The sequence below is a fragment of the Pasteurella multocida genome (assembly GCF_900187275.1).
Classification (GTDB): domain Bacteria; phylum Pseudomonadota; class Gammaproteobacteria; order Enterobacterales; family Pasteurellaceae; genus Pasteurella; species Pasteurella multocida.
Genome location: NZ_LT906458.1, coordinates 496900 through 510170 on the forward strand (window position 1 = coordinate 496900; position 13271 = coordinate 510170).

General features: G+C 40.5%; 10 protein-coding genes. All 10 read left to right on the forward strand.

All coding sequences use genetic code 11. The features are described from left to right. The first annotated feature begins 1 nt into the window (after position 1). The 10 genes from lst (at position 2) to recD (ending at position 13269) form a co-directional block, all read left to right on the forward strand. Positions 2–928 carry a CMP-N-acetylneuraminate:beta-galactoside alpha-2,3-sialyltransferase gene (gene lst, locus CKV69_RS02365; RefSeq protein ID WP_014325951.1) on the forward strand — a complete coding sequence of 309 codons (927 nt, stop codon included), beginning with the start codon at positions 2–4 and terminating at the stop codon, positions 926–928. A gap of 1 nt (position 929) precedes the next feature. Next, a complete protein-coding gene (locus CKV69_RS02370; protein ID WP_014325952.1) occupies positions 930–1715 on the forward strand; it encodes a glycosyltransferase family 25 protein in 786 nt (261 codons plus the stop codon). Positions 1716–1724: 9 nt separating this feature from the next. After that, positions 1725–2912 carry a hypothetical protein gene (locus CKV69_RS02375; RefSeq protein ID WP_014325953.1) on the forward strand — a complete coding sequence of 396 codons (1188 nt, stop codon included), beginning with the start codon at positions 1725–1727 and terminating at the stop codon, positions 2910–2912. Then, on the forward strand, positions 2912–3796 hold the full coding sequence (locus tag CKV69_RS02380) for a glycosyltransferase family 2 protein (RefSeq protein ID WP_014325954.1): 885 nt from the start codon (positions 2912–2914) through the stop codon (positions 3794–3796). The genes CKV69_RS02375 and CKV69_RS02380 overlap by 1 nt, the downstream gene beginning before the upstream one ends. After that, positions 3796–4596, forward strand: coding sequence for a glycosyltransferase family 2 protein (locus CKV69_RS02385; RefSeq protein WP_014325955.1), 801 nt, complete (start codon positions 3796–3798; stop codon positions 4594–4596). The genes CKV69_RS02380 and CKV69_RS02385 overlap by 1 nt, the downstream gene beginning before the upstream one ends. 10 nt (positions 4597–4606) lie before the next feature. Then, complete coding sequence (locus CKV69_RS02390; protein ID WP_016504222.1) at positions 4607–5701, forward strand: lytic murein transglycosylase; 1095 nt, start codon at positions 4607–4609, stop codon at positions 5699–5701. A gap of 172 nt (positions 5702–5873) precedes the next feature. Then, positions 5874–7184, forward strand: a complete 1311-nt coding sequence (locus CKV69_RS02395) for an NCS2 family permease (RefSeq protein ID WP_005751392.1) — start codon at positions 5874–5876, stop codon at positions 7182–7184. Between the two features lie 2 nt (positions 7185–7186). Beyond that, a complete protein-coding gene (locus tag CKV69_RS02400; RefSeq protein ID WP_005756400.1) occupies positions 7187–7543 on the forward strand; it encodes a DsrE/DsrF/TusD sulfur relay family protein in 357 nt (118 codons plus the stop codon). A gap of 63 nt (positions 7544–7606) precedes the next feature. After that, the gene (gene recB, locus CKV69_RS02405) at positions 7607–11296 is read left to right on the forward strand and encodes an exodeoxyribonuclease V subunit beta (RefSeq protein WP_014325957.1); all 3690 of its coding nucleotides are present in this window, start codon (positions 7607–7609) and stop codon (positions 11294–11296) included. Then, positions 11296–13269 carry an exodeoxyribonuclease V subunit alpha gene (gene recD, locus CKV69_RS02410; protein WP_014325958.1) on the forward strand — a complete coding sequence of 658 codons (1974 nt, stop codon included), beginning with the start codon at positions 11296–11298 and terminating at the stop codon, positions 13267–13269. Before recB ends, recD begins: the two co-directional genes overlap by 1 nt. Positions 13270–13271 lie beyond the last annotated feature (2 nt).

The following is a 13271-nucleotide window of genomic DNA, read 5'->3' on the forward strand; positions in this document are numbered from 1 at the left end:
AATGAATTTGATTATTTGTTGTACACCGTTACAGGTGTTGATTGCAGAAAAAATTATCGCTAAATTTCCGCATACGTCATTTTATGGTGTCATGCTTTCAACAGTCAGTAATAAAAAATTTGATTTTTATGCAAAGCGGCTTGCGCAACAGTGCCAAGGTTTTTTTTCCATGGTGCAGCATAAGGATCGCTTCAATCTATTAAAAGAAATTCTGTATTTAAAACGAACGTTTTCGGGTAAGCACTTTGATCAGGTTTTTGTGGCAAACATTAATGACTTACAAATTCAGTTTTTATTAAGTGCCATTGACTTTAATCTGTTAAATACCTTTGATGACGGCACAATTAATATTGTACCGAATAGTCTTTTTTACCAAGATGACCCTGCCACGTTGCAGCGAAAACTGATTAATGTGCTGTTAGGTAATAAATACAGTATTCAATCATTACGCGCTTTATCCCATACACACTACACTATTTATAAAGGCTTCAAGAATATTATTGAACGGGTGGAGCCGATTGAATTGGTCGCAGCAGATAACAGTGAAAAAGTCACTTCAGCGGTGATTAACGTATTGCTTGGGCAACCCGTTTTTGCTGAAGATGAACGCAATATTGCCTTAGCGGAACGCGTGATCAAACAATTTAATATTCATTATTATTTGCCTCATCCACGCGAAAAGTATCGTTTAGCCCAAGTCAATTACATTGATACGGAATTGATCTTTGAAGATTATATTCTTCAGCAATGTCAAACCCACAAATACTGTGTTTATACATATTTTAGTAGCGCCATTATTAATATCATGAATAAAAGTGACAATATTGAAGTGGTAGCATTAAAAATTGACACAGAAAATCCCGCCTATGATGCTTGTTATGATTTGTTTGATGAGCTAGGCGTTAACGTTATTGATATAAGAGAGTAATATGCAGAAATGGCTTATTTCATTAGAAAAAGATCACGCGCGTCGTGAGCATTTTTTTGCTCAACCAGATACGGCGGACTTCACTGTCTTTTCTGCAATGAATACCATGCAGGAAAGTTGGGAAAATTTGACCGCACTTTTTGATCTTAACCGTTTTCAACAATATTATGGGCGAGCGGTGACTAAAGGGGAAGTGGGGTGTACGCTCAGTCATTTTGCGGTGTACCAACAGATCGTAGGCGATGCCACGATATCAGAAAATGACTATTGTTTAGTCTGTGAAGACGATGTGCTGTTTAATCAAGGTTTTCAGCGACATCTTGAGACGTTACTGACACAAAAACCGCAGGCAGATGTCATTTTAGTTGGACAATCAAAAATTGATCACTTTGAGGCAAGCGAGCTCGAAATTAATTATCCGACGACATTTGCGTGTTGTGCAAAGAAAATTGCCCATTCGTCATTTTATTACGCATATCCTTATAAAAATTACTTTGCAGGAACCGTGGCGTATTTGATTAAGAAATCTGCGGCTCGAGTATTTATTGAACAATCACAACAAGGACAACGTCCATTCTGGTTAGCGGATGATTTTATCTTATTTGGTCGCGATTTTTGCTTGGACATCATGGTCGTGCGCCCATTATTGGCGATTGAAAACCCCGCATTAGTCAGTAATTTAGAGGCGAGTCGAGGCTCGGTTTCACATCATTTATGGCAGAAATGGCTGAAATATCCGTTGAAAAAATGGTTAGCAATTCAACGTAATTTTCAGATTAAAGGTTAGGTACAGGGTATGTCAGCATTATTGAATTTCTTTTATTTGTACGATCCTTGGTTAGCGCATGTTTTTCGCATGGCCTTTTTTAGCGGTGTGATTGCCTGTGTGGTGTTAGCCTATCGGGTATATCAAAAACAGTTACCACAAGGTATTTTGCTTCCGCTAGACAGTATTGGCGTGATTCTTGCGTTGATTTTATTGAGCCTCATACCGACGCTGATAAACGGGACAAACGAGTTTGCTGTCGCCAAAATGTATGTCAAAACGTTGTTACTGTTTTTGTTTGGAGTGGCGATTTATCATGTATTTTATTGCCATCATCAAGGCAAAACACAGTTGATACGTGATTTAAAAATCGGGATTGTGGTACAAGCCGTCGTGGGTATCGTTGCACTTATGGGCGTGGCTTTTATGATTGATTTTGCGTTATCAACGAATACGCTATTACCTCGCTTTTATCAGTCAGAGCAAGAATACCGTTTATACAATCTCACTTCTTCCGCGTTTTTCCAGCTCAGTATTTTCTATTTGATGCTGTTACATTTTTTATTGGCCTATAATGCAAAAACGAATCAAATATCACCAATATTTGTGTTTTTATTGCTGTTTATTGGCTTAATTTCAGGCCGAACTTTCTTTATGTTGTCTGTTGTTAGTATTTTGATTTATTTTAAATGGCGTTATTTACCAGTCTTGTTCTTGTTTGCTGGTCTTGTGTTGTTCTTCGCCCTGAATTTCCCACAACATAAATATGTCGCACATGCGTTAGAACCGGTGATTAATTTACTGTCACATCAAGACGTAAGCAAGATCAGTTCATCAAGTGAGAATTTGATTAAAAATCAGTTGTTTATCCCAACGTTTAAACAATTTTTGATGGGGGATGGTTATTATTACACCGCCGAAGGGAAATATTATGGTGCTACCGATTCAGGGTTTCTTCGCCAAGTTTTGTATGGTGGGCTAGGTTATTTAGTAGTGTGTTTTTTGTTTACCTTCTATTTTGTCAAACGGGTAGCGGATAACTGGTTTGACGGTAGTTGGCGCTTTATGCTGTCCACAGTATTTATTTTAAGTGTATTACACGTCAAAGCTGACACCTATGCCTTTCCCGGTATTATGCTAGTTTTATTGATGTTCTTATCGTTATTTGGCACGACGGGAAAATACCGTATTTTCTGTCAAGCGCGAGAGGGGGCATAATGTTTAGTATTATTGTGCCGTCTTACAATCGACAAGCGGAAATCCCTGCGTTGTTGGAAAGTTTGCATCAGCAAACCGTAACGCATTTTGAAGTGATTATTGTCGATGATTGTTCCCGTGAACCGGTTGAGATCAATCAAGAATATGCTTTCCCTTGCACAGTCATCCGTAATCCGCAAAATTTAGGGGCAGCAGAAAGTCGTAATGTGGGGGCAAGACAAGCACGTTATGACTGGTTGCTTTTTTTAGATGATGATGATCGGTTTTTAGCAGAAAAATGTGCTGTTTTAGCTCAAGCTATCGTTCAGCATCCGGAAGTGAACTTTATCTATCATCCAGCATACTGTGTGATGGTTAATGAAGGGTTTACTTACCAGACTCACCCTTATGCAGACCCTACGTTATTAACCTTAGAGAATTTGCTCCGTGCCAATAAAATTGGTGGGATGCCGATGATTGCGGTGCAAAAATCGCTTTTTTTAAAGGTTGGCGGGTTATCTTCTTATTTAAGGGCATTGGAAGACTATGAATTTTTGTTAAAGCTGGTGTCTGATGAGGATTTCCAACCTTTATATGTGGAGCAAGCATTGACACGTTGTACTTTTCATACTAAACGTGCCAGTGTATCCACCAATACTTCACATACGGAACAGGCGATTGAAGAAATTAAAGCACGTTATGTTAAAACGACACAACAAGCACAAGCGTTTGAGTTAAATGCGTTATATATGCTGGCGTATCCCCATATGATGAATTTATCACGGGGCGCTGCACGTTATTACGCCGGCATGTTTCGCAAAAGCGGGCAACTTAAATATGGCATATTGGCGTTACTCACTTGTCTTTCGCCTAAATTGGTTATTCAGATGAAAAGGTTTATTTAATGAAATTTTCTGTTTTGATGTCTTTGTATGTGAAAGAAAATCCCTTGTATTTAAGGGAATGTTTCGAGAGCTTACAACAGCAAACTTTACCCGCAGATGAAATTGTATTGGTGTTTGATGGTCCGGTCAGTGAAGAATTAGAAGCGATTGTACAGCAGTTTGAAATGCGCTTACCGATTAAAACAGTGAAATTGGCACAAAATCGTGGCTTGGGTAAGGCGTTAAATGAAGGCTTATTGCATTGTTCTTACGATTGGGTATTTCGCATGGACACCGATGATATTTGTGTGCCGACCCGTTTTGAAAAACAGGTAGCCTATATCCAGCAACATCCCGATGTAATCATTGTGGGTGGACAAATTGCCGAATTTGGGCAGTCGCTTGATGAGATTGTCAGTTATCGAAACGTGCCACTTAGCAAAGCCGACATTGTGCAATTTACCCGAAAGCGCTGTCCATTTAATCATATGACAGTGGCTTATCAAAAACAGGCTGTCTTAGCTTGTGGTGGTTATGAAGATCTGCAAGAAGATTATTATTTGTGGATTAAATTAGTGGCAAGTGGTCACAATGTGGCGAACTTACCTGATATTTTGGTTTATGCTCGTGTCGGAAATGGCATGGTGGGGCGTCGCCGGGGGCTTGCTCAAGCACAAGCGGAATGGCGCTTATTTAAGTTGAAATATCGCGTAAAGTTACAGGGTATGTTATCAGGCTTATTCACCTTTTTATTACGGGCATTACCACGCTTATTGCCCACTTCATTGTTACGTATCATTTATCAATTTTTAAGAAAGTAGGACAGGTATTGTGTTAGTTAAATCATGGTTTCGCCTCAGTGCATTATTGATGAGCCTTATCTTAGTTGGTTGTGCAAATAAGCCGCCTATTACGCCATTAGCGGCAGGAAGCCAATTCCAAAAAGCGCGTCAGGTAGAAAACTTTTCAGATTATGTGCTCTTTTTAAAACGCAAAGCGCGTGCTGAAGGCGTCTCTGAGCAAACGCTCAATGATCATAATGATATCCAGTATATTTCCAGAGCGATTGAGCTTGATAGACAACAAGCAGGTCGTGTTCAAAAACGTGATCCTAATGCGCCCGTTCGTTCCAATCCACATGGCACAACGCATTATCTTGATCGGGTGTTAACACTACGTAAAGTGGATGTGGCGACCTCACGTTATTGGGAGCAACAAGCCCAATTAGAAAAGGCAAGTCAACGTTTTGGTGTGCAAAAAGAATACCTCATGTCTTTATGGGGTATGGAAAGCAGTTTTGGGCATTATCAAGGGCAATATGATGTACTGTCTGTATTGGCTACTTTAGCTTTTGAAGGACGCCGAGAAAGCTTGTTTAGCCGTGAATTTGTTTCTGCCATGAAAATGTTAGAACGTCGTGATATCCCTCGCCAGAAAATGTTAGGCTCATGGGCGGGAGCGATGGGACAAACTCAATTTATGCCAAGTTCTTATTTACGCTATGCCGCCGATGGTAATCATGACGGCGAAAAAGACATTTGGAAAAACCACGATGATGTGTTTGCCTCAATTGCCAGTTATTTGAGTACAGTTGGTTGGGATAAACAATTACCATGGGGGGTAGAAGTGCAGTTGACCAGACCTCTCGATATCGCCTTGTCTGGTATTGAGCATCAGAAAAAACGCCCCTTAACTGCTTGGCAACATTTAGGCGTCGCACTCAAGTCAAATAGCCTTCAAAATCAAGAAAAGCTGAGTGCACTTTCTGGTGCAGATTTATGGCTTGTGCAACCTGATCGTGAAGTAGGGCGCGCCTTTTTAGTGTCAAATAATTACCGCACATTACTCGATTGGAATCGCTCAAATTATTTTGCGGTGAGTATTGGCATGTTTGCTGATCGCATTAAATATCAGTTAGGTTTGTAACGCGATTGATGTAAAACGATTGCCTCCCCGTCATCATTTGCTTTGATGTGTTGATTTTTGAGTGAAAAAACAATGCATCAAGGCTTTTCTTTTGTTAGAATTCGGTGGAAAAACACCTCTCATTTTATCCTGTTTTTCAGCATTTCATTTTCATCATCACTTAGGAATCATAATGGAAAATCAATCTTTTCTTCATCGTTTTTTTAAATTGACTGAGAAAAAAACAACCTTAAAAACAGAAATTATTGCCGGTATCACCACCTTTTTTACTATGGTGTATATTGTTTTTGTTAACCCGTCTATTTTGGGCGACGCAGGCATGGATAAACAAGTCGTATTTGTCACGACCTGTTTAATTGCCGCATTGGGTACTATTGCTATGGGATTGTTTAGCAATCTTCCTATTGCACTCGCACCCGCCATGGGCTTAAATGCATTTTTTGCTTATGTCGTTGTGGGAAAATTAGGCTATTCTTGGCAAATTGGTATGGGTACTATTTTTTGGGGATCGCTCGGTCTATTGGTATTAACTATTTTCCAAATTCGTTATTGGCTCATGGCATCGATTCCGTTGGGATTGCGTGTGGGAATTGGTGCAGGAATTGGTTTATTCATTGCTCTGATTGGTTTTAAAAATATGGGACTGGTGATAGCTAACCCTGTCACATTAGTTGCATTAGGTCATTTACATGATCCTAAAGTCCTTCTCGGTATTTTAGGTTTCTTTATTATCGTGGTCTTAGCTGCACGTAATATTTATTCTGGTGTGTTAGTGTCGATTGCGGTTGTGACCGGTTTAGCCTTTTTTATTGACCCTAATGTGACATTTAATGGGATCATGTCTATGCCACCAAGTTTAAGTACGGTCGTTGGTAAAGTGGATATTGCGGGAGCATTAGATACAGCGTTACTGGGCATTATTTTCTCTTTCTTGCTGGTCAATTTATTTGACTCATCAGGCACATTACTCGGTGTAACCGATAAAGCGGGCTTTAGTGATGAACGTGGGCGTTTCCCTAAAATGAAACAAGCGCTTTATGTGGATAGTGTAAGTGCTGTAGCAGGGTCTTATATGGGGACTTCCGCCATCAGTACTTATATTGAAAGTGGCGCCGGTGTGTCAGTCGGAGGACGTACCGGATTAACTGCAATTACCGTTGGCGTATTATTCTTATTAACCATTTTCTTTTCGCCTTTAGCCAGTGTGGTGCCAGCTTATGCTACAGCAGGAGCATTGGTGTATGTTGGAATTTTAATGGCATCTAGCTTGATTCGTGTTAAATGGGAAGATTTAACAGAAGCGACGCCTGCTTTTATTACGGCTGCCATGATGCCATTTACCTATTCGATTACAGAAGGGATTGCATTTGGTTTTATTAGCTATTGTGTCATGAAAGCCTGTACCGGTCGTGTGAAAGAAATCAATGCGCCAGTTTGGGTGGTGTCTTTACTGTTTTTGATTAAATTTATTTGGGTAGGTTAATGATGAAAAAATTCCTTTTTATTATTAGTGCTGCCCCTTATGGTAATGAAAGTTTTTTTAGTGCCTTACGTTTAGCCTTACAGTTACAAGAGCAACACAAAAGTGCGGTTGAGATTAAATTATTTTTAATGTCCGATGCGGTAACTGGAGGTCTGGCAAAACAAAATCCAGCAGAAGGCTACCATTTACAACAAGCGTTGGAAATTCTCACAGCACAAGGTGCACAAGTGAAGTTGTGTAAAACTTGTACTAATGCGAGGGGGATCTCGGAACTCCCTTTAGCCGAAGGAGTAGAAATTGGTACCTTATCTGAGCTTGCAGATTGGACCTTTGCGGCGGATAACGTCTTAAACTTTTAAGTGAAAAAGTGCGGTAAACTAGACCGCACTTTTCTTATCTTTGATTGATAGCGAGAAAATATGATGGATACAGCTGTTCTCAACCCCGTAACTCTACCGTTAAATAAAGTGTGTTTGATTGAAGCCTCCGCAGGGACAGGGAAAACCTATACGATTGGTTCGCTTTATTTGCGCTTATTATTGCAAGCCGGGGAAAACAGCTTTTCCCAGCCGTTAACGGTTGAACAGATTTTAGTGGTCACTTTTACGGAAGCCGCGACAGAAGAACTGAAAGGGCGAATTCGAGAGCGTATTCATCAAGCCAAAAAAGCCTTGATCGCGTATCAAGAGCAAGGTGAACAAGCCTTGCAAGATGATCCTTTTTTGTTAGCATGTCTTGCTTCAATTTCCGATCTTGATCTGGCGATTCAACGTTTAACTATCGCAGAACAGACCATGGATCTTGCGGCGATTTATACGATTCATGGTTTTTGTCGTCGTATGTTGATGCAATATGCCTTTCATTCGCGAGTTCATTTCAATCTTACTTTAAACAAAGATGAAACAGCGTTACTTGAGCGTTTGTTTAAAGCGTTTTGGCGTGAACATTTTTATTCACAGCCGTTTTTGGTTGCCAATTATATTCACCAAACGCTAGGTTCCCCCCAAGCAGTATTTTCTGAGCTACGCCAATATATTGCACAAGATTTACAGGTTGAACCGGCATATCAAGCGTGGCTGGCGATGCCATTGCAAGATTTTTTACAACAACATATCGCACCACAACAACAAAATATCCAGCGATTAAAACAACAATGGCTTGCACAGGAAGCAGAAATTCAAGCATTGATATTGGCGGAGTTAGAGAAAACCTATCCGAAAGGGGAAAAGAAAAGACTCAAACGTACCACTTTTAAAAAGCCAAATGTCCTCAATTGGTTTAAAGTCATTCATGAGTGGGCAACCTCGCCATTGGTCAGTGGATTAAATGATAAGTTAAGTAAATATTTTAGCCAAAGTGCGTTAAATACTTACGCAGAAGAAGGGGCAACACCGTTGAGCCATCCTGTTTTTGCGTTAGTCGAAGAAGTCAATGCACAACTTGACGTTCAGCCTTTTTACGCAAAATTATTACGCTATTATTATTTACGTGGTGTGCAACAGACCTTGATTGCGTATAAAGCGCAGCATACAGAGAAAAATTTTGACGATTTATTGCGTTTGTTACGTGACGCACTTTATTCAGCGCAAGGCGAAGAACTTGCACAGTTTATTCGCGTGCAGTATCCCTTTGCGATGATCGATGAGTTCCAAGACACCGATGCTCAGCAATATCATATTTTCTCCAAGATTTACTTGCACCAACAAACCACAGAAAATGGTTTCATTATGATTGGCGATCCTAAGCAGGCCATTTACAAATTCCGTGGTGCGGATATTTTCACCTATTTTCAAGCGGCAGAACAAGCGGATGCTCGATTTACATTAGGCACGAACTGGCGTTCGGAACAACGTTTAGTGAATGCTGTCAACAGTTTATTTCAGTTTGAACAAGGCTTACCTTTTTTATATCCGCAAATTCAATTTCTGCCTGTCGCAGCTTGCCAAAATAAGCCAACATTCTGGTTAAATGGGCAACAAGAACCTCCATTCCGTTGTTATGTGGGGGATGTTGGGGTTGCCAAAAAAGCCAGTGGGAACCTGACTTCAGCCCAAAAGCAAACGTTAGCGACGATTTGTGCTCGTTCGATTCAACAGTGGTTACAAAGTGCGGTTCAACATAACGCAATTTTTTATTCTGCCGAGGCAAAACAAGAGGAAGAAAAAAGACAACCTTTGCGCGCGGAAAAAATTGCAGTGTTGGTAAAAGATTGGAAAGAAGCGTCATTTGTCAGCGAGGCGTTACAAAAAGTAGGTATTGCGTCGGTTTATTTATCGGATAAAAGTAACGTATTTGATTGCCATGAGGCGAAAGAATTAGCCTTGATTTTAACCGCATGTTTACATCCTTTTAGTGAGCGCAATATTTTAAACGCCATTGCGACGCGTATTTTTGCCTTAACCACACGTGAAATCAGTGAGATTAAACAAGATGAGCAACGTTGGACACAGGTCGTTGAGCGATTTGTGAATTACCAACGGATTTGGCAATGGCAAGGGATTTTAGTGATGTTGCATCGCCTTTTCCTAGATGAAAAAATCATGGAAAAATTGTTAAGTCAAGTAGGCGGTGAGCGTCAAACAACGGATTTATTGCATCTTGCTGAATTGTTGCAAGAAGCGAGTACTTTGAATGAAAGTGCGGCGAGTTTATTGCGCTGGTTTGAGAAGCAAATTCAAGGTGAAAATCGCCAAGAGGAGCAACAAATTCGCTTGGAAAGTGAGCGTCAGCTTGTCAAAATTGTGACGATCCATAAGTCGAAAGGGTTGGAATATGATTTAGTCTGGTTACCATTTATTGCGGATGCACCAAAACCGAATCGCGCGTTGCTTGATACTTATTACCATCACGAAAAACAGCAGGTACTTTGGGATCTCAACGAAACACATCAAACTGAGATTGAACAAGAACAACGTGCGGAAGCTATGCGTTTGTTTTATGTTGCCTTAACTCGCGCAAAATACCAAGTTGCTATGGCGCTACCTGAAACCTTTGTCAGTCATTGGAATTGCTTACAATATGTGTTAACCCAAGGCGCAATGACACAAACTGATGTCCGTGCGGCACTGACTGCATTCCAGCAACGTGTTGTCTATCCCGATGTTAAGATTCAGGTGGAGGAATTTGAGGCATTACCGATTCATCTGAGCACTAGCATAAAAGAGAATAGCGCGGATCAGGTGCTACAATGTGCAGAATTTCATGGCAATATTGAACGTAATTGGCAAGTGACTAGCTTTAGCGCGATCAGTGCATTGCATGAAAAAACAATGCAGTTACTCACACAGGCAGAGGAAGAAAAAACGCCGGATGTGTCATTCTTGCTCGATCATAAAGATTATGATGTTTCGTTAGGACGCAATGTTGCACTCGGACCTGTGGCGGAGATGGCGGGGTATAGCAAAGGCTATACGCCTTTTGATTTTCCAGCCGGTACAATGGTTGGTAAAGTACTGCACCGTTATTTTGAAAAATTCCCTTTAGATCAACCCGTGGACAGAGCAGCGGTGGCTCAAATGTGTCAGGCATTGCAATTAGAGGAAACATGGCTTGAACCCTTGCAGACATGGCTCACAACCATTTTAAACACGCCATTATTACGCGAACACCCAGTAACTTTATCTGCTCTCAGCGCACAGGATTGCATAAAAGAAATGGAATTTTATTTGAAATTTGAGCATGAATTTCAAGCACATAAATTTAATCAATTGTTACAAAAATACCGTTTTATTTCAGCACCATTACAATTACACACCCTTAAACAAGGTATAAAAGGGTTGTTGCGTGGCTTTATTGATCTGGTTTTCCGCTATGATGGACAGTATTATCTGTTGGATTATAAATCGAATAAATTGGGAACTTCTCCTTCGGACTATACACCCGCGCATTTACAGCAGGTCATGCTGGAACAACATTATGACTGGCAGTATTTATTTTATACTTTGGCGCTACATCGTTATTTAACCTTGCGTGATCCTCATTATCAGTATGCAACCCATTTTGGTGGTGTCTTGTACACCTTTTTACGTGGCATGAATGGAAAGGATCAACAGGGGATCTCTTTTCATAAGCCAGATGCTAATTTGATTCAAGAATTAGAGGAGCTTTTTTAATGCTTGCTACCTTAAAAGAATTAAAACAACACAAGGTGATCAGTGAAGGAGATTACTACTTTGCGCAATTGATCGCGGGTAAGCAACCAGATGAACTGTCGCGGGAACAGAAAAATTTAGCCATATTGCTTGCCGCACTTTGTAGTTACAGCTATCAACAAGGCAATACTTGCTTATTTCTAGAGAAAGGGCTGGAATCTAATTATTTTAATTTGGCTTATCGAACAGCAGAGCAGCATTATCTCCATATTATTCAAGAAAAAATTGCTTTTCTACCGATTGAATGTTGGCAATCAAGCTTGGCGGATCATATAGCGTTTACAGCAACGCCGCTGGAAAAAGTCGCCCCTTTAGTGTTTCAGTTTAATGCGCTTTATTTTTATCGTATCTGGCAAGATGAATACCGAGTTGCTCATTATCTTCAACGTGCAGTACAGCGGGGGGCTGAGACAGCGCCTATTGCTTATGAGCAAATCAACGCGATCTTAATGCACTATTTTCCTGCGGTACAGCAAATAGAAGGGGTGAATTGGCAAAAAGTAGCAGTAGCGACCGCGTTAAAACAACCATTTTGTTTGATTACAGGTGGTCCAGGAACAGGGAAAACCACTACTGTCGCACGTTTACTCTTGGCGTTACAGACACTTTCTGCGTGTCAGCTTAAGATTAAGTTAGTTGCACCTACAGGCAAAGCGGCAGCACGCTTGACGGAGTCAATTAATGGTGCGTTAACGCGTTTAGCACAAGAAAATATGGCGATCTGTGCCGATTTAATTGCCTCTATTCCGACTACAGCGCAGACCTTACATCGTTTATTGGGCATACGTTTTTTTGAAGAAACACCCACCTTTCATCCAAACAATCCATTGCCATTGGATGTATTGGTGGTCGATGAGGCGTCTATGATTGACTTGCCATTAATGGCGAAATTATTACAGGCACTCAAACCGAATACCAAATTAATTTTGCTTGGAGATGAAAATCAATTGTCTCCTGTGGAAGCAGGGGAAATGTTGGGAGCGTTGTCTGAATTTTCTCAACACGCCTATAGTCCTACGTTAACCCAGTATTTAAAAGCAGTGGCGGATATTGAGTTAATTTCGTCAGATCAAGGTTCCCCGTTGCGTGATCATTTATGCCGTTTGCATCATAGTCATCGTTTTTCGGGGGATTCTGGGATTGGACAATTAGCGCAGGCGATTAATCAAGGCAATGTTGAGGTAAGTTGGAACGCATTTACCCATTTTAATGATATCGAAATGGTGGATTTTGATCAGGTTGCCTTATTAAAAGGAGATAACCCGAGTTTATATAGCCAAGCGTGTGCAGCGTTAGTGGTAAAAAGTGCGGTTGAAAAATACACAGATTATTTAGTGAAACTGAAAGCATTACAACAACAGTCACCTATACTGAATGAACAACAAGTTGGAGAAATTTTTGTCTTGTTTAATGCGGTTCGTTTCTTAACAGCATTACGCGTTGGAGAGCTAGGGGTAGAACAGCTAAATCAGAAAATCGCGCAACGCTTACAACAAAAAGGCTTACTTGATTTTAAACACGAACGCGATTGGTATTTAGGTAAACCAATTATGATCCAGCAAAATGATCGCCATATTGGCTTATATAATGGCGACATTGGCTTATTTTTAGGACAAGGTAAAGTCTGGTTTGAGCAGGGACAAGGGCATTATAAAACTGTGCTCGCTAGCCGTGTGCCAAACTATGAGACCGCGTTTGTGATGACGGTACATAAATCACAAGGGTCTGAGTTTGCGCACACGTGTTTGGTATTACCGACCGAACCTAACCCGATTTTATCACGTGAATTGATTTATACAGGCGTGACACGTGCGAAACAGCAATTAACCGTTTTTTCAAGTGCCGAAATTTGGAAAAGTGCGGTGAAAAATCCAGTAAAAAGACAAAGTGGCTTGAACCAATTGTTAGTTGAATTATTTAACAAATCTGATTAGAG

What these genes read in the sequence shown, in the direction of transcription:
- lst (WP_014325951.1), top strand. Translation starts at nt 2, where the DNA reads ATGAATTTGATTATTTGTTGTACACCGTTACAGGTGTTGATTGCAGAA.
- CKV69_RS02400 (WP_005756400.1), top strand. Translation starts at nt 7,187, where the DNA reads ATGAAAAAATTCCTTTTTATTATTAGTGCTGCCCCTTATGGTAATGAA.
- CKV69_RS02395 (WP_005751392.1), top strand. Translation starts at nt 5,874, where the DNA reads ATGGAAAATCAATCTTTTCTTCATCGTTTTTTTAAATTGACTGAGAAA.
- CKV69_RS02375 (WP_014325953.1), top strand. Translation starts at nt 1,725, where the DNA reads ATGTCAGCATTATTGAATTTCTTTTATTTGTACGATCCTTGGTTAGCG.
- recD (WP_014325958.1), top strand. Translation starts at nt 11,296, where the DNA reads ATGCTTGCTACCTTAAAAGAATTAAAACAACACAAGGTGATCAGTGAA.
- CKV69_RS02385 (WP_014325955.1), top strand. Translation starts at nt 3,796, where the DNA reads ATGAAATTTTCTGTTTTGATGTCTTTGTATGTGAAAGAAAATCCCTTG.
- recB (WP_014325957.1), top strand. Translation starts at nt 7,607, where the DNA reads ATGGATACAGCTGTTCTCAACCCCGTAACTCTACCGTTAAATAAAGTG.
- CKV69_RS02380 (WP_014325954.1), top strand. Translation starts at nt 2,912, where the DNA reads ATGTTTAGTATTATTGTGCCGTCTTACAATCGACAAGCGGAAATCCCT.
- CKV69_RS02370 (WP_014325952.1), top strand. Translation starts at nt 930, where the DNA reads ATGCAGAAATGGCTTATTTCATTAGAAAAAGATCACGCGCGTCGTGAG.